This is a genomic window from Modestobacter sp. SYSU DS0875, from assembly GCF_054050915.1.
This window is the reverse complement of the sequence record NZ_JBJHAH010000020.1, coordinates 15836-37504: the sequence shown is the minus strand read 5'-3', so window position 1 is coordinate 37504 and position 21669 is coordinate 15836. Positions and strand designations below refer to the sequence as shown.

The 21669-nt window shown below is 74.3% G+C and carries 21 protein-coding genes; 10 read left to right on the top strand and 11 right to left on the bottom strand.

Features of this window, described 5'->3' with window-relative positions:
* Positions 1–31 precede the first annotated feature (31 nt).
* Complete coding sequence (gene pgm, locus ACI79Y_RS13335) at positions 32–1666, top strand: phosphoglucomutase (alpha-D-glucose-1,6-bisphosphate-dependent) (protein WP_457158937.1); 1635 nt, start codon at positions 32–34, stop codon at positions 1664–1666.
* Positions 1667–1668: 2 nt separating this feature from the next.
* Here pgm and ACI79Y_RS13330 read toward each other — a convergent pair whose 3' ends face one another.
* On the bottom strand, positions 1669–2661 hold the full coding sequence (locus ACI79Y_RS13330) for a methyl-accepting chemotaxis protein (RefSeq protein WP_457158936.1): 993 nt from the start codon (positions 2659–2661) through the stop codon (positions 1669–1671).
* 138 nt (positions 2662–2799) lie between these two features.
* Between ACI79Y_RS13330 and ACI79Y_RS13325 the strand changes: the two genes are divergently transcribed.
* Positions 2800–2982 carry a hypothetical protein gene (locus ACI79Y_RS13325; RefSeq protein WP_457158935.1) on the top strand — a complete coding sequence of 61 codons (183 nt, stop codon included), beginning with the start codon at positions 2800–2802 and terminating at the stop codon, positions 2980–2982.
* 11 nt (positions 2983–2993) lie between these two features.
* On the opposite strand, the gene ACI79Y_RS13320 is transcribed toward ACI79Y_RS13325, so the two are convergent.
* The 6 genes from ACI79Y_RS13320 to ACI79Y_RS13295 all read right to left on the bottom strand — a co-directional run bounded on the left by ACI79Y_RS13320 (position 2994) and on the right by ACI79Y_RS13295 (position 8715).
* Positions 2994–3563 (bottom strand): hypothetical protein, encoded by a 570-nt coding sequence (locus tag ACI79Y_RS13320; RefSeq protein WP_457158934.1) that lies wholly within the window; start codon positions 3561–3563, stop codon positions 2994–2996.
* A 10-nt stretch (positions 3564–3573) separates the two neighbouring features.
* Positions 3574–3918 (bottom strand): PadR family transcriptional regulator, encoded by a 345-nt coding sequence (locus ACI79Y_RS13315; protein ID WP_457158933.1) that lies wholly within the window; start codon positions 3916–3918, stop codon positions 3574–3576.
* Positions 3919–4026: 108 nt separating this feature from the next.
* Positions 4027–5544 (bottom strand): glycerol kinase GlpK, encoded by a 1518-nt coding sequence (gene glpK / locus ACI79Y_RS13310; protein ID WP_457158932.1) that lies wholly within the window; start codon positions 5542–5544, stop codon positions 4027–4029.
* Positions 5545–5593: 49 nt separating this feature from the next.
* On the bottom strand, positions 5594–6331 hold the full coding sequence (locus ACI79Y_RS13305) for an MIP/aquaporin family protein (RefSeq protein ID WP_457158931.1): 738 nt from the start codon (positions 6329–6331) through the stop codon (positions 5594–5596).
* 160 nt (positions 6332–6491) lie between these two features.
* Positions 6492–7994: a glycerol kinase GlpK gene (gene glpK, locus ACI79Y_RS13300; RefSeq protein ID WP_457158930.1), complete on the bottom strand. Its 1503-nt coding sequence runs from the start codon at positions 7992–7994 to the stop codon at positions 6492–6494.
* Positions 7987–8715, bottom strand: a complete 729-nt coding sequence (locus ACI79Y_RS13295; protein ID WP_457158929.1) for an IclR family transcriptional regulator — start codon at positions 8713–8715, stop codon at positions 7987–7989. Before ACI79Y_RS13295 ends, glpK (ACI79Y_RS13300) begins: the two co-directional genes overlap by 8 nt.
* Positions 8716–8873: 158 nt before the next feature.
* Here ACI79Y_RS13295 and ACI79Y_RS13290 point away from each other — a divergent pair, with 158 nt between their 5' ends.
* From ACI79Y_RS13290 to ACI79Y_RS13255, 8 genes are all read left to right on the top strand, one after another.
* Positions 8874–10604, top strand: a complete 1731-nt coding sequence (locus ACI79Y_RS13290) for a glycerol-3-phosphate dehydrogenase/oxidase (protein ID WP_457158928.1) — start codon at positions 8874–8876, stop codon at positions 10602–10604.
* 158 nt (positions 10605–10762) lie between these two features.
* Positions 10763–11338, top strand: coding sequence for an RNA polymerase sigma factor (locus ACI79Y_RS13285; RefSeq protein ID WP_457158963.1), 576 nt, complete (start codon positions 10763–10765; stop codon positions 11336–11338).
* The gene (locus ACI79Y_RS13280) at positions 11328–12476 is read left to right on the top strand and encodes a hypothetical protein (RefSeq protein WP_457158927.1); all 1149 of its coding nucleotides are present in this window, start codon (positions 11328–11330) and stop codon (positions 12474–12476) included. The genes ACI79Y_RS13285 and ACI79Y_RS13280 overlap by 11 nt, the downstream gene beginning before the upstream one ends.
* 108 nt (positions 12477–12584) lie before the next feature.
* Positions 12585–13211 carry a TetR/AcrR family transcriptional regulator gene (locus ACI79Y_RS13275; protein WP_457158926.1) on the top strand — a complete coding sequence of 209 codons (627 nt, stop codon included), beginning with the start codon at positions 12585–12587 and terminating at the stop codon, positions 13209–13211.
* Between the two features lie 35 nt (positions 13212–13246).
* Positions 13247–15487 carry an MMPL family transporter gene (locus ACI79Y_RS13270; protein WP_457158925.1) on the top strand — a complete coding sequence of 747 codons (2241 nt, stop codon included), beginning with the start codon at positions 13247–13249 and terminating at the stop codon, positions 15485–15487.
* A 21-nt stretch (positions 15488–15508) separates the two neighbouring features.
* Positions 15509–15739 (top strand): hypothetical protein, encoded by a 231-nt coding sequence (locus ACI79Y_RS13265; RefSeq protein WP_457158924.1) that lies wholly within the window; start codon positions 15509–15511, stop codon positions 15737–15739.
* Between the two features lie 39 nt (positions 15740–15778).
* Complete coding sequence (locus ACI79Y_RS13260) at positions 15779–16729, top strand: hydroxymethylglutaryl-CoA lyase (protein ID WP_457158923.1); 951 nt, start codon at positions 15779–15781, stop codon at positions 16727–16729.
* Between the two features lie 34 nt (positions 16730–16763).
* Complete coding sequence (locus tag ACI79Y_RS13255) at positions 16764–17282, top strand: flavin reductase family protein (protein ID WP_457158922.1); 519 nt, start codon at positions 16764–16766, stop codon at positions 17280–17282.
* Between the two features lie 6 nt (positions 17283–17288).
* Here ACI79Y_RS13255 and ACI79Y_RS13250 read toward each other — a convergent pair whose 3' ends face one another.
* The 4 genes from ACI79Y_RS13250 to ACI79Y_RS13235 form a co-directional block, all read right to left on the bottom strand.
* Positions 17289–19592 (bottom strand): SpoIIE family protein phosphatase, encoded by a 2304-nt coding sequence (locus ACI79Y_RS13250; RefSeq protein ID WP_457158921.1) that lies wholly within the window; start codon positions 19590–19592, stop codon positions 17289–17291.
* Positions 19593–19668: 76 nt separating this feature from the next.
* The gene (locus ACI79Y_RS13245) at positions 19669–20115 is read right to left on the bottom strand and encodes a hypothetical protein (protein ID WP_457158920.1); all 447 of its coding nucleotides are present in this window, start codon (positions 20113–20115) and stop codon (positions 19669–19671) included.
* Positions 20108–20473, bottom strand: coding sequence for a hypothetical protein (locus ACI79Y_RS13240; RefSeq protein WP_457158919.1), 366 nt, complete (start codon positions 20471–20473; stop codon positions 20108–20110). The genes ACI79Y_RS13245 and ACI79Y_RS13240 overlap by 8 nt, the downstream gene beginning before the upstream one ends.
* Before the next feature lie 54 nt (positions 20474–20527).
* Entirely contained in the window at positions 20528–21520 is a 993-nt protein-coding gene (locus ACI79Y_RS13235) for an aldo/keto reductase (protein WP_457158918.1), read from the bottom strand.
* Positions 21521–21669 lie beyond the last annotated feature (149 nt).

The window sequence follows — 21669 nt, the reverse complement described above, 5'->3', positions numbered from 1 at the left end:
GGAGAGGAGGGATCCGGGTCAAGATCAGGCCATGTCCTCCGACCGCGCCGGTCAGCCGGCCCAGCCCAGCGACCTGGTCGACGTCCCCCACCTGGTCACCGCCTACTACACGGTCGAGCCCGACCCGGCCGACGTCGCCCAGCAGGTCACGTTCGGCACGTCGGGGCACCGCGGCTCGTCGCTGGACGGCGCGTTCAACGAGGCGCACATACTGGCCACCACCCAGGCCATCTGCGACTACCGGGCGCAGCAGGGCTTCGACGGCCCGCTGTTCATCGGCCGGGACACCCACGGGCTGAGCGAGCCGGCCTGGGTGAGCGCGCTGGAGGTGCTCGCCGCCAACGACGTCACCGTGCTGGTCGACTCCCGCGACGGCTACACCCCCACCCCGGCGGTCAGCCACGCGATCCTCACCGCCAACCGGGGGAAGACCAGCGGTCTCGCCGACGGCATCGTCGTCACCCCGTCGCACAACCCGCCGCGCGACGGCGGCTTCAAGTACAACCCGCCGTCCGGCGGGCCGGCCGACACCGACGCGACCGGCTGGATCGCGAAGCGGGCCAACGAGCTGCTGGCGAACGACCTGGACGGCGTCCAGCGGATCCCGTTCGCCCGGGCCCGTGCCGTCGCGCAGTCCTACGACTTCCTCGGCACCTACGTCGACGACCTGCCGAGCGTCCTGGACCTGGCCGCGGTGAAAGACGCCGGCGTCCGCATCGGCGCCGACCCGCTGGGCGGGGCCAGCGTCGCCTACTGGGGTGAGATCGCCGAGCGGCACGGCCTCGACCTCACCGTCGTCAACCCGCTGGTCGACGCCACCTGGCGGTTCATGACGCTGGACTGGGACGGCAAGATCCGGATGGACTGCTCCTCGCCGTCCGCGATGGCCTCGCTGATCGGCGCGAAGGACCAGTACCAGATCGCCACCGGCAACGACGCCGACGCCGACCGGCACGGCATCGTCACCCCCGACGGCGGGCTGATGAACCCCAACCACTTCCTCGCCGTGGCGATCTCCTACTTGTTCAGCCACCGGCCCGAGTGGGGGGCGCAGACCGCCGTCGGCAAGACGCTGGTGTCGTCGTCCCTCATCGACCGGGTCGTCGCCGACCTGGGCCGGCGGCTGGTCGAGGTGCCGGTCGGGTTCAAGTGGTTCGTGCCCGGGCTGCTCGACGGATCGGTCGGCTTCGGCGGTGAGGAGTCGGCGGGGGCGTCCTTCCTGCGCCGGGACGGCGGGGTGTGGACGACGGACAAGGACGGCATCCTGCTGGCCCTGCTGGCGTCGGAGATCCAGGCGGTCACCGGCAGCTCGCCGTCGCAGCTGCATGCGTCACTGACGGAACGCTTCGGTGCCTCGGCCTACGCCCGGGTCGACGCGGCGGCCACCCGGGAGGAGAAGGCCAAGCTCGGCAAGCTCTCCCCCGAGGCGGTCACCGCCACCGAGCTGGCCGGTGAGCCGATCACGGCGAAGCTCACGAAGGCCCCGGGCAACGGCGCCGCGATCGGCGGGCTGAAGGTCACCACGGAGAACGCCTGGTTCGCCGCCCGCCCCTCGGGCACGGAGGACGTCTACAAGGTCTACGCGGAGTCGTTCAAGGGCGCCGACCACCTCGCACAGGTGCAGGAGGAGGCCAAGGCCGTCGTTTCGGCCGCCCTGGCCGGCTGAGATCACCGCTCCTGGATCAGCAGGCCGTACCAGCCGAGGCCGGCGTAGGTCTCGTAGCCGGGAGTGCGGGCGAAGCCGATGGTGTGCTCGCCGTCGGTGTACGAGCCGCTGGCCGCACCCTGGGTCTGCAGCTCCACCCGCTCGGTGAGCACGCCCTGCTCGTCGGAGGCGGCGAGCACCCGGCCGTCGGCGTCCAGCAGGAGCGCGCGGGTGCGGGCGCGCTCGTCGTCGGCCAGGCGGAGCCCGTCGAGGATGGCCTGGGTCTGCGGGGCCCAGTCGAAGAAGACGCCCAGCGCCCCGATCACCTCGCCGTCGGTCTCGCCGTCGCGGCGCACCGCGGTCGCGTAGGTGGCGACCGCGGAGCCCAATGCCGCGGAGGCGGTGACGTCCTCGACGGCGTAGGCGTCACCGTCGGCGGTGGCGAGCGCGTCGCGGAACCACTGCTGGCCGCTGACGTCGCTGCCCACCACCCCCGGCCAGCGCTGCGGCGCGGCGTTGGCCAGCACCCGGCCGGAGGCGTCGGCGATCCAGAGGTCGAGGTAGACGGTGTAGTTGCGCAGGATGACACCCAGCCGCCGGGTGGCGGTCGCGGCGGCCACGTCGACGACGGCGGCGTCGGTGGCCCACCAGCGGACGTCGCAGGTGCGCTCGTAGAGGTTGCGGTCGACCAGCTCGATGGCGGTCAGCGCCAGGTCGGCCAGCCGCTGCCCGCGCACCTGGGTGACCAGCCGGGCGCCCAGCTCGTGCAGCTCGGCGACGGTGGGCCCGAGCTCGGCGGACAGGCCGGTGCTGATGCCCGCCGCCTGCTCGGCGATCTGCTTGACCTCCTCGGCCACCACGGCGAAGCCGCGGCCGGCGTCCCCGGCCCTGGCGGCCTCGACCAGTGCGTTGAGCGCGAGCATCCGGGTGGTGCGGGCGATGCCGTCCAGGTCCCGCAGCCGCGCCGACGACTGCTGCTGGACGCGCTCGGCCAGCGCGACGACTCTCTCCGGCACGGTCGGGTCATCGGCGTCATGGGAACGGTTGTGCAGCCGGTGGGCGTGACGATCAGGTCAACAAGACCGCACACCGCCTCAGCGGGTGTCCGGGGAGAGGCTCTTCCGGAACGAGGACGGCTCCCCTACCGTGCGGCCATGACCGACCCGTCCGCGTCGTCCCCGCCCGAGAAGCCCGGCTGGCAGGCCGGCACCGGCGTCGCGCTGGGGCTCTTGCTGGGCACCGCCCTGGGGCTGAGCCTGGACAACCTGGGTCTCGGGCTGGGTCTCGGGCTGGTGATCGGCGCGGCGATCGACGCAACCCGGGCCCGCCGGGACTGAGCGCCGGCCGCTCACCGGGTGAGCAGTCCGCCGACCGCCGTCGCCACGAGTGCGAGCACCGGGACGCCGAACAGGACGGCCACGGTCCACCTCGGGAGCGGCACCATGTTCGCGCCGGTCCGGGGATCGACGACCTCGTCGCCGCGCGCCTCCCGCCGGGCCGTGACGACGGTCCGGGCGACGGAGGCTGCCAGCACCGGTGCGGCGACGAGGCAGACCGCCCAGGCCGGCAGGCCGAGGGCCGCGGACTCCCCGGCAGTGAGTGCCCACAGCCCGTCGGCGAGCAGGTAGGCGGCCAGGCCGAGCACCACCGTCTCCACCAGGTCCCACCACGTGAGGCCGGCGAGCGCCGTCCGCCAGATCGTGGCGGGCGGCGCGGCGCCGAGGGCGTCGGCGACCCGGTCGGCGTACTCCTTGGCCGGGCCGAAGGCCTCCCGCGGGTGCTCGCCGGTCTCGGCGACGTGGCTCTGCACCTCGGCGAGCACCTCGCCGATCCGCGTGCCGGGGACCTCGCGCATCCGCAGGCGCCACAGCAGGGCGTCGGACCAGGCCTGCTCGGTGCGGTTCAGGACCTTCCCCATGGTGGGCTCCTCAGGCGGGGACGGAAGGGGACGACAGCAGGCCGGCGGCCCGCTCGGTGAAGACCTGCCACTGCTCGGACCGCTGCCGCAGCGCGGCGACGCCGGCTCCGGTCACGGTGAAGACCTTGCGGCCGGGGCCGCCGTCCCCGGCCTCCCAGGCCGCGGTCACCAGCCCCTCGGTCTCCAGCCGGGTCAGGATCGGGTAGAGCGTGCCGCCCTTGACCGTGCCCAGTCCGGCCGCGGCCAGCCGGCCGGCGATCGCGTAGCCGTGGGTGGGCCCGTCGGCGACGACGCGGAGCACGCACAGCGACAGCACGCCGCGCATCCACTCGCCGGGCCACCGCTCCTCGCTCACGGAGTGGACAGTACGGCTGACTAGTCAGCCGCACAAGCTACTCGACAGTGGCCCCGCTGCCGGGTCCCGCCGCGAACTCGCGAGCGGTGGGGGCAGCGGGGCCCGTCCTCAGTCGACGTCCTCGTCCACCCAGTCCAGCGACTTGGTGACGGCCTTCTGCCAGTTGCGGTAGTTCCGCTCCCGCTCGTCCTCGGGCATCTGCGGCTCCCAGCGCTTGTCCTCGGCCCACTTGGCGGTGAGCTCGTCGAGGTCGGACCAGAACCCCACCGCGAGGCCGGCCGCGTAGGCGGCCCCCAGCGCCGTCGTCTCGGCGATCTGCGGGCGGATCACCGGGACGCCGAGCAGGTCGGCCTGGAACTGCATGAGCAGCTCGTTGCCGACCATCCCGCCGTCCACCCGGAGCTCGGTGAGGTCGACCCCGGAGTCGGCGTTCATCGCGTCCAGCACCTCGCGGGTCTGGTAGGCGGTGGCCTCCAGGACGGCGCGGGCCAGATGGCCCTTGTTGACGAACCGGGTCAGCCCGACGACGGCGCCGCGGGCATCGGAGCGCCAGTGCGGAGCGAACAGCCCGGAGAACGCCGGCACGAAGTAGGCGCCGCCGTTGTCATCGACCGAGCGGGCCAGGTCCTCGATCTCCGGCGCGTTCTTGATCATGCCGAGGTTGTCCCGGAGCCACTGCACGAGCGAGCCGGTGACCGCGATCGAGCCCTCCAGGGCGTAGACCGGCTTGGCGTCGCCGAGCTGGTAGCACAGCGTGGTCAGCAGGCCGTTCTCCGAGGGGACGGCCTCCTCGCCGGTGTTGAGCAGCATGAAGTTGCCGGTGCCGTAGGTGTTCTTGGCCATGCCCTTGCTGAAGCACACCTGGCCGAACGTCGCCGCCTGCTGGTCACCGAGCGAGCCGGCGATCGGCACCCCGGCCAGGAACCCGGCCTTGCGGCCCCGGCCGTACTCCTCGGAGTTGGACCGGATCTCCGGGAGCATGGACATCGGGATGCCCATCTCCTGGGCGATGTCGGCGTCCCAGGCCAGCTTCCGGTAGTCCATCAGCATGGTGCGCGAGGCGTTCGAGACGTCGGTGAGGTGCAGGCCGCCGTCGGCCCCACCGGTCATGTTCCAGATCAGCCAGGAGTCGATGGTGCCCATCAGCAGGTCACCGCGCTGGGCGCGCTCCCGGGCCCCGTCGACGTTGTCCAGGATCCAGCGGACCTTGGGGCCGGCGAAGTAGGTCGCCAGCGGCAGGCCGACGGTGTCCTTGTAGCGGTCGGCGCCACCGCCCAGCGCGCCGAGCTCGTCGCAGATCTTCCCGGTGCGGGTGTCCTGCCAGACGATGGCGTTGTAGACCGGCCTGCCGGTGGTCCGGTCCCAGACCACCGCGGTCTCACGCTGGTTGGTGATGCCCACCGCGACGATGTCGGAGGCGCTGGCGTCGCTGCGGGCGATGGCCTGGGCCACCACCTCGCGGGTGTTGCCCCAGATCTCCATCGCGTCGTGCTCGACCCACCCGGCGCGCGGGAAGATCTGCTGGTGCTCCTTCTGGCCGACGGACACCACCGCGCCGTCGTGGTCGAACAGCATGCAGCGCGTGCTGGTGGTGCCCTGGTCGATGGCGGCCACGTACTGGGCCATGGGGTTCCTCCTGCGGACGGGGGCCGGCAGCCGGCCCGAGGGGTCGGGGTCAGAGGTTGGCGTGGGAGAGCGCGCCGGCGATGACGGCGCCGATGAGCGGGCCGACGATCGGCACCCAGGCGTAGCCCCAGTTGCTGTCGCCCTTGCCGCGGATGGGCAGGACGGCGTGCGCGAGGCGCGGCCCGAGGTCGCGGGCGGGGTTGATGGCGTACCCGGTCGGGCCACCGAGCGAGGCGCCGATGCCCACGACGAGCAGGGCGACGGCCAGCGGGCCGAGCTCGGTCGGGGTGTCCCCGAACCGCAGGATGATGTAGACGAGGACGAAGGTGCCGACGATCTCCGTCACCACGTTGTCCTTGACCGTGCCGATGGCCGGCCCGGTGGCGAAGGTGCCCAGCTGGGTGCCCGCGGCCTCCGGGTCGTTGTAGTGCCCGTAGTAGGCCAGGTACGCCACGACTGCACCGATGAAGGCGCCGACCAGCTGCCCCGCGAAGTACGTCAGCGTGCTCGCGACGCTCACCTCGACGCCGGGCGCGTACGTGTCGGTCCCGCTGACCAGCAGTCCGACGGTCACGGCCGGGTTGATGTGCGCCCCCGAGGTCGCCCCGGCGAAGACGCCGGCGAAGACGGCGAGCCCCCAGCCGAGGATGATGACGATCCAGCCGCTGCCGTTGCCGAGGGTCTTGGGGAGCACGACGTTGGCGACCACGCCGACGCCGAGCAGCAGCAGGACCCCGGTGCCGAGTACCTCACTGCCGAAGACGGTCCAGAGACCGACGGTGTCCACGAGTAGGCGCTCCTTCCGACGGGTCCGCGGCTCTGCGGACCGGGGTGGTACCGGTCGGACCTGTGGCGGTGATCACCCCGGGTCATCCCGTGCCAGGACCGTAGGGAGCGGGCTGTGAGCCGGACAACACGTCGGGTCCGACATCATCGGACAAGCTGGGTCAGGGAGCCCCCCAGGCAATGCTGAGCTCCACCGCTCGCTCCCAGCGGGGGTACTCCGCGGTGAGCGCGACCGCGCGCGCCGGTGACGGCGTCCACTGCGCCGACCGGTGCCAGTTCCGGCGCAGCGCCTCGACGTCCGACCACACCCCAACCGAGAGGCCGGCCGCGTAGGCCGCCCCCAGTGACACCGTCTCCCCCACCATCGGGCGCACCACCGGGGTGTCCAGGGCGTCGGCCACGAACTGCATGAGCAGGTTGTTGGTGGTCATCCCGCCGTCCACCCGCAGGGCCGGCAACGACAGGCCGGAGTCGGCGGCCATCGCCTGCACCACGTCGCGGGTCTGCCAGCCGGTGGCCTCCAGCACCGCCCGGGCCAGGTGCCCCTTGGTGACGTAGGAGGTCAGCCCGGCGACCAGGCCGCGGGCCTCACCCCGCCAGTGCGGGGCGAGGAGTCCGGAGAACGCCGGGACGACGTAGCAGCCGCCGTTGTCGCCCACCGTGCGGGCCAGCGTCTCCACCTCCGCGGCCGAGCCGATCAGGCCCAGCCCGTCGCGCAGCCACTGCACCAGCGCCCCGGCGACGGCGACCGACCCCTCCAGCGCGTAGTGCACCGGCTCGCCGGCCAGCTGGTAGGCGACCGTGCTGATCGAGCCCGACCGGGTGCGCACCAGCTCCGTGCCGGTGTTCTGCAGCAGGAAGCTGCCGGTGCCGTAGGTGCACTTGGCCTCGCCGGGGGCGAAGCAGGCCTGGCCGAACAGCGCCGCCTGCTGGTCGCCGAGCGCGCCGGCGATCGGCAGCGCCGGCGACAGCGCCGTGGCCTGCCCGAGGACGCCGACCGACGGCCGGATCTCCGGCAGCATCGCCGCCGGGATGTCGAAGAAGGCCAGCAGGTCGGGGTCCCAGCGGCAGCTGCGCACGTCCATCAGCAGCGTGCGGCTGGCGTTGGTCACGTCGGTGACGTGCACCCCGCCGTCCGGGCCCCCGGTGAGGTTCCAGATCAGCCAGGTCTCCATCGTGCCGAACAGCAGCTCACCCCGTTCGGCGCGCTCGCGGGCCCGCGGCACGTGGTCGAGGATCCAGCGCAGCCGTGGGCCGGAGAAGTAGCCGGCGATCGCGATCCCGCTGCGCTCGGCGACCAGGCCGGCGTCGGCACGGGCGGCGAGCTCGGCGACCAGGTCCGCCGTGCGGGTGTCCTGCCAGACCAGCGCCCGGGTGATCGGCCGACCGGTGGCCCGGTCCCAGACGACGGTGGTCTCGCGCTGGTTGGCGATGCCCAGCGCGACCACCTCGCCGCCGCCGGGGAGGTCGGCGAGCACCTGCGCGGCGGTGCGCCGGGTGTTCGCCCAGATCTCCATCGGGTCGTGCTCGACCCAGCCCGGGCGGGGGAAGTGCTGGCGGTGCTCCCGCTGGCGGACGGCGACCATCCGGCCACCCCGGTCGAAGACCAGGGAACGGGTGGACGTCGTCCCCTGGTCGACGGCGAGCACGTACCGCTCAGGCACCCCCGCCCCCCAGTTCCCGGGACACGCCCGCCGCGGCGTCGGTGACCATGCCGACGAGCGGGGCGCGCGGGGCACCACGGCCGTCGAACAGCGAGCCCACCGGCCCGTTGATGCCCAGTGCGGCGACGACCAGGCCGCCGGAGGCGCGCACCGGGGCGGCGATGCAGCCGCGCCCGGGCTGGTGTTCCCCGCGCTCGACGGCCCACCCCCGGGCCCGGACCTCGGCCAGGTCGGCGGCGACCGCCCCGGCGCCGGTCCGGCCGGGGCGGCGCCGCGGTGCGGAGGCGAGCAGCACCCGGCCCAGTGCCGTGGAGTGGGCCGGCAGCGTGCTGCCGACCTCGAGGACCTGTGCGGAGTCGTCGGGCCGGAACACGTGGTGGACGACGACGACCTCGTCGTCCCCGGCCAGCGTGACCAGCCGTACCGCCTGTCCGCTGCGGGCGGCCAGCGCGTCGGCCCAGTTCGAGGAGCGGGCGCGCAGCTCGTTGGCGTCCAGGTGGCTGCCCAGCCGCAGCAGACCGGCGCCGACGGCGTAGTGGCCGGTCGCCCGGTCCTGCTCGACGAAGCCGACGTGCAGGAGAGTGCGCAGCAGGCTGTGCGCGGTGGTCTTGGCCAGCCCGACCGCCTCGGCGATGTCGGTGACGCCCAGGGTGCCGCCGGAGGCCGCCACGACCTGCAGGATGGCGGCTGCCCGCTCGATCGACTGCACGGTGCCCGGCACGGCGCCCGACGCTAGGGCATCCGGGACCGGGATGGTGATCTCGCCCACGCGGGCTGTCCGACGATGTCAGACAGCGGCCGTCGACGGCCCTCCGGGCGCCGACCTACCGTGGGTGCATCGTGCGCCGTCGTCGCGACGGCCCGTACCGAGGAGTTCGCATGACGGCAGTACGCCCGCTCGGACCCCAGCAGCGCGCCCAGGCGTGGGAGGAGCTGGTGAAGGCCGAGTTCGAGGTCCTCGTCATCGGCGGCGGGGTCACCGGTGCGGGCGTCGCGCTCGACGCCGCCACCCGCGGGCTGCGGACGGCGCTGGTCGAGGCCCGCGACTTCGCCAGCGGCACCTCGTCCCGCTCGTCCAAGCTGTTCCACGGTGGGCTCCGCTACCTGGAGCAGTTCGACTTCGGGCTGGTGCGCGAGGCGCTGCACGAGCGCGACCTGTCGGTCAACCGGATCGCCCCGCACCTGGTCAAGCCCGTGCCCTTCCTCTACCCGCTGACCCACCGAGGCTGGGAGCGGCCCTACGTCACCGCCGGCCTGGCGCTCTACGACGGGCTGGCCCGGCTGGGCGCGCTGTCCGAGCCGATGCCCGGGCAGAAGCACCTGACCCGCACCGGTGCCCGCCGGCTGTTCCCGGCGCTGAAGCCGGACGCGCTGGTCGGCGCCGTCCGCTACTTCGACGCCCAGGCCGACGACGCCCGGCACACCCTGACCGTGGCGCTCACCGCCGCCGCCTACGGCGCGACCGTGCTGAACTCGGCCGAGGTCGTCTCCTTCCTGCACGCCGGTGGCCGGGTGGTCGGCGTCCGGGTCCGCGACGTGGAGAACGGCCAGGAGGTCGAGGTCCGCAGCGAGGTGGTCGTGAACGCCACCGGGGTGTGGACCGACGACGTCCAGACCCTGGTCGGCGGCCGGGGCCGGTTCCACGTGCGGGCCAGCAAGGGCGTGCACATCGTCGTCCCCCGGGACCGGATCAACGGCGAGACCGGGCTGATCCTGCGCACCGAGAAGTCGGTGCTGTTCGTCATCCCGTGGGGCAGCCACTGGATCGTGGGGACGACGGACACCGACTGGGCGCTGGACAAGGCGCACCCGGCTGCCAGCCGGGCCGACATCGACTACATCCTCGAGCACGTCAACGAGGTGCTGTCGGTGCCGCTGACCCACGACGACATCACCGGGGTGTACGCCGGGCTGCGCCCACTGCTGTCCGGGGAGAGCGAGTCGACCAGCCAGCTCTCCCGGGAGCACGCCGTCGCCCGCCCGATGCCCGGCGTGATCGCCGTGGCCGGCGGCAAGTACACGACCTACCGGCCGATGGCGGCCGACGCCGTGGACGCGGTCGCCGAGGACGTCACCCGGCGGGTGCCGCCGAGCGTCACCGAGAACATCCCGCTGGTCGGTGCCGAGGGCTACGTGGCGATGGTCAACTCCCTCGACGGCCTCTCCGACCGCTGGGGGATCCCGCGGTTCCGCGCCGAGCACCTGCTCGACCGGTTCGGGTCGCTCACCCCGCAGCTGCTGGCGCTCGCCGCCGACCGGCCCGAGCTGCTGGAGCCGGTGCCCGGTGCCGAGGAGTACCTGATGGTCGAGATGGTCTGGGCCGTCGAGCACGAGGCCGCGCTGCACCTGGACGACCTGCTGGCCCGCCGCACCCGGATCTCGATCGAGACCGCCCACCGCGGGGTGGAGTCCGCCGGGCCGGTGGCCCGCGCGGTCGCAGCGTCGCTGGGCTGGGACGAGCAGCGGATCACCGCCGAGGTGGAGGGTTACGCGGCCCGGGTGGAGGCCGAGCGCCGCTCGCAGGCCGCCCCCGACGACCAGGAGGCAGATGCCGCCCGGATCGCCGCCCCGGACACCCGCGCCGTCCTGGTCGGCCGCACTCCCGACTGAACGCCCGGGATCAGGGCAGCTGATCGTGGGTGCTCCTGGCTCACGGTGCGGCGTGAGCCAGGAGCACCGGGGCTGAGCCAGGACGGCGATCGGCCGCGCGGCAGCGGACGGGCCCTGTAACGAACTGCCGGTACCGGACATGTCACTGTGTGATCGCCATGCAGGGGCAGCCGCCGCCCAGGCCCGACCACCCGCCCGCGTCCGCCGACGAGCTCTTCGAGGACGCCTACCGCACCTCCGGGACCGCCGTCCTCGGGTACGCGCTGCGCCGCGCGGAGTCCCGCGAGGATGCCCTGGACGCGGTCGCGGAGACGTTCGCGACCGCCTGGCGACGTCGGGCCGACATGCCGGCGGATCCGCTGGAGGTGCGGCCGTGGCTCTTCGGCATCGCCCGGCGCTGCCTGGCCAACGCCACCCGGAGCAGCGTCCGCGCCGGTCGCCTGGGTGAGCGACTGGGCCAGGCCCTCGCCGGCGTGACGGTGCCCGACCCGTCGACGCTCTCCGAGGAGCGGGCCGAGGTCCGGCAGGTACATGAGGCGCTCGGGCGGCTCTCCGCCGAGGACCGCGAGCTGGTGACGCTGATCGCATGGGAGGGCCTGACCCCGGCGCAGGCTGCGGACGCCCTCGAGGTGACCCCGGGCGCCGCCCGCGTCCGGCTGCACCGGGCCCGAGCCCGGCTGCGCGCCGCCCTCTCCGACACCGCAGGCCGCCAGGAGGCCGACCGTGATCAGTGACCGTGAGCTCGACGCCCGCCTGGCCGATGCCGCCGGCATCGCCGACGACGACCTCCCGCCGTTGCCCGAGGAGTTCCTCACCCACCTGACCTCGGACGCCGACCCCGATCCGGCGACGGTGGTCGCGCTCCGTCAGCTCATCGCGGACGCCCACGAGGCGCGTACCGCGCCCCGGCACCGCCGGCGCCCGCGCCGGCGGACCGTGCTCCGGCTCGGCACGGCGGCGGTCGCCGTCGCCGCGGCGTGGACGACGGCCGTGCTGGTCACCCCGGCAGATCCCGCACCGCGGCCGGGTGGTGGGACGGCGGTACCGACCGACGGTGCGACGGTGGCGCCGACCGACGGCATCTCCCTCGTCGCGGCCGAGCAGATCGCCTTCCCGGTGTCCCTCGACCCGGTGCCCGAGGGGCTGACGCCGCTGTTCAGCCAGTGGGGCGGGGTGCCGCCGTTCGAGGACCAGCCGCTCACCTACACCGCCAGTTACCGTCCGCCGGGCTCGGACGGGTACGGGGACGGCTTCTCGCTGCGGCTCTACCCCGAGGACCCGCGGGAGACGGGGGCCATCAGTGACTGGCCCCTGCCGGGCACGAGCACGGAGCCGGTGACCGTGGACGGCACGCCGGCCCGGGTGGCCACCGACGCCGAGCACGCGGACCTGCTGTGGCAGCGGTCCGACGGCTGGTGGCTGCAGATCGTCGGGGACGGGGCGTACGCCGACGCGGAGACGGTGGTCGAGATCGCCGAGTCGGTCGTCGACCGCCCCCAGCCGCTCGATCTCCAGTTCGGCCTCGCCCCGGCCGGCTGGACGCTGAACAGCCTGGAGGAGAGCCGGAGCATCGACCTCTCCAGCGACGTCGACCCGCAGCAGCGGATCAAGCTGAGCCGGTACCTCCCCGGCTTCGGGCTCACCATCGACGACCTGCTCGAGGGGATGGCGCCGGCCCAGCCGGTGGAGACGGTGACGGCCCAGGGGCGGCCGGCCCGGCTCGTCCTCGCCCAGCCCGGCGGTGGAGCCCTTGTCGCCTGGTACGTCGCGGGTGAGTTCCCGGACGGGTCGCTGTTCCTGCTGGTCGCCCCGGACGCACTGACCCGGGACCAGGTGCTCCAGATCGCCGACCAGGTCACGTACACCCCGTGACACCGGTGCCCGGTGCTCCCAGGCGGGCGCACCGGGCATCCGGAGCAACGCACGTCACACCCGTCTCGAGTTCTCGATACAGCGCTGTATCCAATACAGTCCTGCATCGTGACGGCGACCGACCTGGAGCGGCCCAAGCGTCGCCGGGAGGCGACCGTCGAGCGGCTGCTGGACGCCGCCCTGGACACCTTCGCCGAGCGGGGCTTCTCCGCGGCCAGCGTGGAGGACGTCTGCAGCCGCGGTGGCTTCACCCGCGGCGCCTTCTACTCCAGCTTCAAGACCAAGGACGAGCTGTTCGAGGCGTTGATGACCCGCGAGGTCGAGCGGGACCTCGCCCGGGTCGCCGAGCTGCTCACCGGCCTCGCCGACGAACCCGACCCGCTGGCCGCCGCGGTCGACCGGGTGCTGGGCGCCTTCCGGTGCGACCGCACCTGGGCGCTGGTGGTCACCGAGTACACGCTGCACGCCGCCCGGCACCCCGAGGCCGCCGAGGTGCTGCGCCGGCACGACGAGCAGGTCGGCGGCCGGCTGGCCGCGCTGGTCGACCGGATGGCCGCCGAGGCGGGGCTGACCTTCACCCTGCCGGCCGCCGACCTCATCGGGGCGGCGACCGCGCTGCTCAGCGGGCTCACGGTCATGTCGCTCACCGCGGACGGCGACCTCGAGCCGCTGCGCCGCACCGCCCTGCTCACGCTCGTCCGCGGGGCGGTCGCACCGGCGCCGTCGTCCCGCTGATCCTCCCGCCGCAGATCCGCCGACCAGGAGAACCGATGTCCACCCTGCTCTACCGGCTGGGCCGTGCCGCCTACCGCCACCGCGCGCTGTTCACCGCGGCCTGGGTCGCCGTCCTGGGCGCGGTCGTCGCGCTCTTCCTCACCGTGGGGGGCGAGTTCGACGACGAGTTCACCATCCCCGGCTCGGAGTCCCAGACCGCGCTGAACCAGCTGCGGGAGGTCTCCCCCGCCGCCGCGGGCGCCGGCGCCGACCTGGTCTTCATCGCCCCCGACGGCGCCACCGTCGTCGACCCGCAGTACGCGCGGGCGATCGGCGAGGCCGTCGCGGCCGCCGGTCAGGTCGACGACGTCGCCGCAGTGCAGGACCCCTTCACCACCCAGGCGATCAGCCCCGACGGCCGGGCCGCGCTGGCGTCGGTCCAGTACTCCGTGGAGGCGATGGAGCTCGCGGACGACGCGCTCGAGGAGCTGCAGCAGGCCGCCGCGCCGGCGGTCGAGGCCGGTCTGGAGGTGGAGGTCGGCGGCGGCGCGTTCAACGCCGGCGCGGTCACCGTCGGCCCGCTGGAGCTGATCGGCGTCGCCGTGGCCGTGCTCGTGCTGGTCATCACCTTCGGCTCGCTGCTCGCCGCCGGGATGAACCTGCTCGTCGCCCTGGTGGGGGTGGGCATCGGGCTCACCGGGCTGCTGGCGCTCTCCGGCGTCATCACCCTGTCCTCCACCGCGCCCACCCTGGCGCTGATGATCGGCCTGGCCGTCGGCATCGACTACACGCTGTTCATCCTCAGCCGGCACCGCTCCCAGCTCGCCCAGGGGATGGCGCCCGAGGAGTCCGCCGGCCGGGCCACCGGCACCGCCGGCTCCGCGGTGGTCTTCGCCGGCCTCACCGTCGTCATCGCGCTGTCCGGACTGGCCGTCGTCAACATCCCGTTCCTCACCGTGATGGGGCTGGGCGCCGCCGGCACCGTGCTGGTCGCCGTCCTGGTCGCGCTCACCCTGGTGCCCGCGCTGCTCGGCTTCGCCGGGGCACGGCTGATCCCCACACCCGGCTCCCGGGCGCACCGCCGTGAGCTGGCGCTGGCCGCGCACGCCGACGCCCCCGCCAGCACCGGCGGCGCCCGCTGGGCCCGGCTGGTCACCCGCCGCCCGGCGCTGACCGTGCTCGGCGTCCTCGCCGCGCTGCTCGTCTGCGCCATCCCGGCCGCCCAGCTGCAGCTGGCCCTCCCCGACGCCAGCAGTGCCGGTGAGGAGACCCCGCAGCGCCAGGCCTACGACGCGATCGCCGAGTACTTCGGTCCCGGCGTGAACGGCCCGCTGCTGGTGTTCCTCGACGGCCTGGACCCGGCCACCGCCGAGCAGACCGCGGGCCAGGCCGCGGCGGCCATCGGCGGCACCCCGACCGGGACGCCGGGGCAGTTCGAGGGCGGGCTGGACGACGTCGCCTACGCGGCGCCCCAGGTGGTCGCCGACGGGACCGCGGCGATCGTGCAGGTCGTGCCGGAGAGCGGCCCGCAGAGCGAGGAGACCAGCGACCTGGTCGGCGAGCTGCGCGACCTGGGTGCCGATCTGGAGGCCCAGACCGGGGCGGACGTCGCGGTCACCGGGCAGACCGCCGTCGCCATCGACGTCTCCGACCGGCTGGCCGACGCGCTGCTGCCGTTCACCGTCGTCGTGGTCGGCCTGGCGCTGGTCCTCCTGCTGCTGGTCTTCCGCTCGATCCTGGTGCCGGTCAAGGCCGCGCTCGGTTTCCTGCTCTCGGTGGGCGTGTCCTTCGGCGCCGTCGTCGCGGTCTTCCAGTGGGGCTGGCTGATGGACCTCTTCGGGGTGCCGACCACCGGCCCGGTGATCAGCTTCATGCCGATCCTGCTGATGGCCGTGCTGTTCGGCCTGGCGATGGACTACGAGGTCTTCCTGGTCTCCCGGATGCGCGAGGAGTACGTGCACGGGGCGGAGCCGGGCGAGGCGGTCGTCGGGGGCATGCGCCACGCCTCGCGGGTGGTCGTCGCGGCCGCGCTGATCATGTTCTCCGTCTTCGGCAGCTTCGTGACCATCGAGGACGTCACGGTCAAGGCGATCGCCTTCGGGCTGGCCGTCGGTGTCCTGGTCGACGCCTTCGTCGTCCGGATGACGCTGGTGCCCGCGGTGCTCGCGCTGCTGGGCCGCTCGGCCTGGTGGCTGCCGCGCTGGCTGGACCGGCTGCTGCCCGACCTGGACGTCGAGGGCGCCAAGCTCACTGCCCGGGACGACCAGCAGCGGGTCCCGGAGCCGGTCGCCGGCTGAGCCGTGGGGCAGGCTGGGCGCATGCCGAACCTCGTCGGACGGGAAATGCGCCCGCCTGCCCCTCCCGCTCCCGGCCGGCCTGCCGGGGATGCGCTGACCGGGCCGCTGCACGCGGTCGCCGCCGGGCCCGGGGCGGTCGCCCGGGACGCGCACGAGCCGGTGCAGGCGCTCTGCGGGGCCTGGGTGCGGGTCGTGCCGGTCGAGGACGTCCCGGACGACACCGGCCTGTGCCGCGCCTGCCAGTACGGCTGACTCGTTCCACGTGGAACGGGGAGCGGGCACGATGACGGGATGAGCGCCTTCGACAGCGACTTCGACCTCGTGCTGCCGGCGGCGGTCGACGTCCGGGAGGTCGGCATGCGTGACGGCCTGCAGCTGGAGGACCCCCTGCCGCTGGCCGACAAGCTGGCGATGCTGGAGGCGATCGTGGCCACCGGTGTCCGCCGGGTGGAGGTCACCTCGTTCGTCTCCCCGAAGGCCGTGCCCGCGCTCGCCGACGCCGACCAGGTCGCCGCTGAGCTGCACCGCTTCCCGGGCGTGCACTTCTCCGCCCTGGTCGCCAACCCGCGCGGCGCCGTGCGGGCGGTCGACGCGGGGGTGCCGCACCTGGAGTACGTGGTCTCCGCCGCCGACTCGCACAGCCGGGCCAACGCCGGGCGGTCCACCGCCGAGGCGCTCGCCGCCGTCGGCGAGATCGCCGCGCTGGCGCACGGCGCCGGTGGCTCGCTGGAGGTGGTGGTCGCCACCGCCTGGGACTGCCCCTTCGACGGCCGCACCCCCATCGCCCGCACCGTCGACGTCGCCCGCGCCGCGGTCACCGGGGGCGCGGACGCCCTCTGCCTGGGCGACACGATCGGCACGACCACCCCCGCCCGGGTGGTCCGGCTGCTCCACGCTGTCCGCCGGGCCTGCCCGGGCACCCCCGTCGGCGTGCACTTCCACGACACCCGCGGCACCGGTCAGGCCAACGCGCTCGCCGCCGTGCAGGCCGGCGTCACCCAGCTCGACGCCTCGGTCGGCGGCCTCGGCGGCTGCCCGTTCGCGCCGGGCGCCAGCGGCAACATCGCCACCGAGGAGCTCGTCTACTGGCTCGGTGACGCCGAGGTCGCCCCCGGTGTCGCCCAGGCCGGCCGGGTGGGCGCCGGCGCCGTCACCGACCCCGCGGTCGGCCACCCCCTCCCCACGGGGGACCAACCGCGCGGGGGGCCGTCGGTTCCGCGGGGGCCGGTCCGGCCGACCTGAGCCGCGCCGGCCGGACCGTGGTGGGATGGGGTGCGTGAGTGCCGACGTCCCCGCTCCCGTGGTCGACCCCCAGCTGATGCGCAACGTGCTGGGCCACTTCGTCTCCGGGGTGACCGTGGTGACCGCGGCCGGTCCCGACGGCCCGGTCGGGTTCACCTGCCAGTCGTTCAGCTCGCTGTCGCTGGACCCGCCGCTGGTCGCCTTCGCGCCGGCCCGCACCTCGCGCACCTGGCCGCAGCTGCGCGAGGCCGGCCGGTTCTGCGTCAACGTGCTCAGCGAGGAGCAGAGCGACCTCTCCCGCCAGTTCGCCCGCTCCGGCACCGACAAGTTCGCCGGGGTGGCCTGGGCGCCCAGCCCGCACGGGTCGCCCATGCTCGAGGGCGTGGTGGCCTGGATCGACAGCGAGCTGTGGGCCGAGTACGACGGCGGCGACCACACGATCGTCGTCGCCCGGGTGCTCGACCTCGGCGCCGATGCCAGCCGCACGCCGCTGCTGTTCCACCGCGGCGCCTACGGCCTGCAGGCCGCCCTGCTCGAGGACGGCGGAGCCTGAGCCGCTTCAGTCGAAGCGGACGGCGATGACGGCGATGTCGTCCCGGCGGTCCGGGTCCGGGCCGACCGCGGCGACGCAGAGCTCCGCCGGTGGCGCGTCCACCGGTGCGGCCGCCAGCCGGTCGACCAGCAGGGCGATGCCGGTGTCCATGTCCGCACCGGGGCGCTCGATGAGCCCGTCGGTGTAGGCCACCAGGGTCGAGCCGGCCGGCACCTCGACGGTGTGCGACCGGCGCTGCGCGGTGTCGTCGACGCCGAGGAGCAGGCCGGTGACGCCGTCGAGCAGCTGGACCGAGCCGTCGGGACGGCGGAGCGCCAGCGGCGGGTGGCCCGCGTTGGCCAGGGTCAGCTGCCAGGGGTGCCCGACCTCGGCCGGGGGCACCGCCCGGGCGTAGGCCATGGTCGCCATCCGGGCCACGTGCAGCCCCTGGACCAGCGTGTCCACCCGGCCGAGCACCCGGCCGGCGTCGGTCTCGCCCGCATCCCAGGCGCAGGCGCGGAGCAGCCCGCGCAGGTGGCCCATCGCGGCGGCCGCGGCCAGGTCGTGCCCGACGACGTCGCCGATGGCGATCCCCACCGAGCCGTCGGGCAGGTCCAGCAGGTCGTAGAAGTCCCCGCCCACCTCGGCGGCGCTGGAGGCGCTGACGTACTGACCGGCGGCGCTGATCCGCGGGATCTCCGGCAGCTCGGGCAGCAGCGAGCGCTGCAGCGCCTCGGCGACCGAGTGCTCCTGCTGGTAGAGCCGCACGTTGTCCATCGCCATCGCCGCCCGGCGCGACAGGTCCCGGGCGAGGTCGACGTCGTCGGGGCCGAACCGGCGTTCCTGGGTCTCGGCGACCAGGGTGAGGGCCCCGAGCGTGCGACGGCGCGCCACGAGCGGCACGGTCAGCTGCGAGGAGGTGCCCAGCTCGGCCATCACCGCGCGGAGCGCCGGGTCCGGGGCGGCCGCGGTCAGGATCTCCGGGGTGATCTCCGGGACGAGCACCGGCTCCGCGGAGGTGAGGACCCGGTGGATGGGCGCCGCCTCGGGCAGGTCGGCGATCCGCAGTGCGGCGAAGCGGCGCAGCTCCTCGGTCAGGCCCCGGCGGTGGGCGGCCGAGGTGCCGGTGACCGTGCCGTGCTCGTCGACGAGGGTGACGAACACCCAGTCGGCCAGCAGCGGCACGCACAGCGAGGCGAGCCGGTCGAGCAGGTCGTCGAGGTCGAGGGTGGCGCTGAGCGTGCTGGTCGCCTCGGCCATCAGGGCCAGCCGGCTCTGCGCCCGCTCGGCGGCCTCGCGCGCGACCTCGGCCTCGTGCCGGGCGGCCTTCTCGGCGGCGAAGGCGGCGGTCCGGTCCTCCTCCACCCGGACCCGCGCGGTCACGTCGGTCTGCACCCCGACGAAGCTGACCAGCTCGCCCTCGCCGTCGAAGACCGGGGTGATGGACACCTGGTTCCAGAACGCCGTGCCGTCCTTGCGGTAGTTCAGCAACGTCGTCGTGATCGGCTGGTGGTCCTCCAGGGCCGTGCGCAGCTCGGCGGTCCGCCCGGTGTCGGTGGCCGGTCCCTGCAGGAAGCGGCAGTTCCGCCCGACGCTCTCCGCGTAGCTGTAGCCGCTGATCCGGCTGAAGGACGGGTTGACCCAGACCAGCGGGTTGTCGGACTGGCGCGGGTCGGTGATGGTGAAGGCGATGTCGGTGGCGATGACGGCCCGGTCGCGGAGGGCCTTCAGCTGCGACTCGGGGTCGGCGGTGGCGTGGCCCTCGTCCAGGTGCAGGAAGACGACGAGCGCCAGCCGCTGGTCGCTGTCGTCGCGAGAGAGCGGGAAGCCGGTGACCCACAGCAGCTGCTCGTCCGCGGCATCGGCGGCGCCGGCCCGCAGCTCGTCGGAGCTGCGCCGCGCGGAGAGCCGGACCGCCTCCCCGGTGACCGGGCGCCCCAGGGCCAGGCGGGAGAGCGGGTTGCTCGTGCTCGCCAGCGCGGCGCCGGAGAGGTCGGTCAACCCGGCCGAGGCCCCCCAGGTGTCGATGGGCAGCGGCAGGTGGGGGTTGCCGGCCAGCTCGATCGCCGCGGTGTTGGCGTAGACCACGGTGCCCTCGCCCTGGTCGATGACGAGGACGGCGACCGGCACCTCGGCCAGCACACCGGGCAGCACGGCCTGCCGACCGGCGCCGTGGGTGGCCGTGACCGCGGCCTCGGCGGCGCCGACCAGCGACTGCTGCTGGTCGCGCTCGTCGTCACCGACCGGCGCGCCCATCGCGGCCACGGCGGCCGCCGCCTCCAGCGGGACGTCGGTGCCGGGGTCCACCGGCACCCCGGCCTGGTCCACCACGGCGTCGACCCTAGCGATCCACTCGGTTGGGCACCACCGACAGGTCCGGACCACCCGGGCGGGGTCAGCCCGCGGATCAGCCCTGCTCGGCGGCGACGTCGGACCGATGGCGCAGCCAGAGCAGGCCGAGCACCGGCAGCGCCAGCGGGACGAAGCCGTAGCCCTGCCCGTAGTTCGACCACACGGTGGCGTCGGGGAAGGCGACCGGGTCGGCCAGCGAGAGCGTGCCGACGACGAGCACACCGGCCAGCTCCACGGAACACGCGACCAGCGCCGTCCGGCGGCCGCCCCGTCCGCCGCGCACCAGGCCGACGGTGGCGACCAGGTACACCACCGCGGCGAACGCGGAGAGCAGGTACGCCAGCGGTGCCTCGCCGAACCGGGTGGCCAGCTGCACACCCGCCCGGGCGCCGGCGGCCAGGGCGAAGACGCCGTACAGGGCGACCAGCACCCGGCCGGGCCCGCGCGTGGTGTCCGCCGTCGCCGAGGTCGACTCGGCCGGTGCATCGGCATGCTCAGCCACCGGTCACCTCCCACACCTGGTCCAGCCGCCAGACCATGACCGCGACCGCGGCGGCGGCCACCGCGATGACCGTGCCGGCCCACCGGGTGGGGTCGGTGCGCGCCCAGAGCACCCCGGCCAGGGGCAGCAGGACGACGCTGGCCAGGTACCCGAGGAAGGTGGCCAGGTCCGTGGGCCGGTGCCCGCCGACCAGCCCGGCGACCGCCACCCCGGCCAGCGCGAGGACGAGCAGCTGCAGCAGCCCGGCGCCGGCGAGGTGGGCGGTGCCGATGCGCCGCCGCAGCGCGGTGCTCAGCACGCCGAGCAGGGCCAGGGCGACGGCGACGACGGTCACCGCGACGAGCAGCGGGGTGTTCACCGGCGGGGGCCGGACGGGCGGGGACGCACCCGCCCATCCTGCCCCTCGCCCGGCTCAGCGGTGCACGGTGGACATGTCCGGGTAGCGGTCGCCGACGGTGGTCCCGGCGGGCGCCGCCGCGTCGATGCGGCGCAGGTCCTCCTCGCCGAGCTCCAGCTGCGCGGCGGCGGCGTTCTCCTCCAGGTACTGCACCCGCTTGGTGCCGGGGATCGGCACGACCGCCGGGTTGCCGTCGCGTCCGGACTGCGCCATCACCCAGGCCAGCGCCAGCTGGGTGGCGGTGACGCCCTTCTCCTCAGCGATCTCGCGGACCCGGTCGACCAGTCGGAGGTTCTGCTCGAACGCCTCCCCCTGGAAGCGCGGGTTGTGCCGGCGGAAGTCGTCGGGCGCCAGGTCGTCGAGGCTGCGGATCTGGCCGGAGAGGAACCCGCGGCCGATCGGGGAGTAGGCGACGAAGCCGATGCCGAGCTCGGCGCAGGTGGCCAGCACGCCGTCGTCCTCGGGGTCGCGGGTCCACAGCGAGTACTCGGTCTGCAGCGCGGTGACCGGCTGGACGGCGTGCGCCCGGCGGATGGTGTCCGGCGCGGCCTCGGAGATGCCCGCGTGCCGGACCTTGCCGGCCTGGACGAGCTCGGCGATCGCCCCCCAGGTGTCCTCGATCGGCACGGTCGGGTCGACCCGGTGCTGGTAGTAGAGGTCGATCTCGTCGACCCCGAGGCGCTGCAGCGAGGCGTCGCAGGCGGCGTGGACGTACTCCGGCCGGCCGTTGATGCCGCGGAAGGACCCGTCCTCGCCCCGCTCGTTGCCGAACTTGGTGGCCAGCACCACCTCCGCCCGCCGGCCGGCGATCGCCTGGCCGACCAGCCGCTCGTTGGTGAACGGCCCGTACATGTCCGCGGTGTCCAGGAAGGTGACGCCCAGGTCGAGCGCCCGCTGGATGGTCCGCTCGGCCTCCGCCTGATCACCGGAGCCGTAGAACTCGCTCATCCCCATGCAGCCCAGACCCTGGGCGGAGACGGTCAGGTCGCGGAGCGTGCGTGTCTGCATGGCCTCCTCCTGCCCCGCCCCCGAGGGGCGCAATCCGGCGCGCGGGTGTCTGGTTCCCACTGGGCGGGACATGTGACCGTCTTGGTCACGAAATGGTCACGACACGGTGACAAGCGGCGGCCGTGCTGATTGGTTAGGCACGCCTAAGT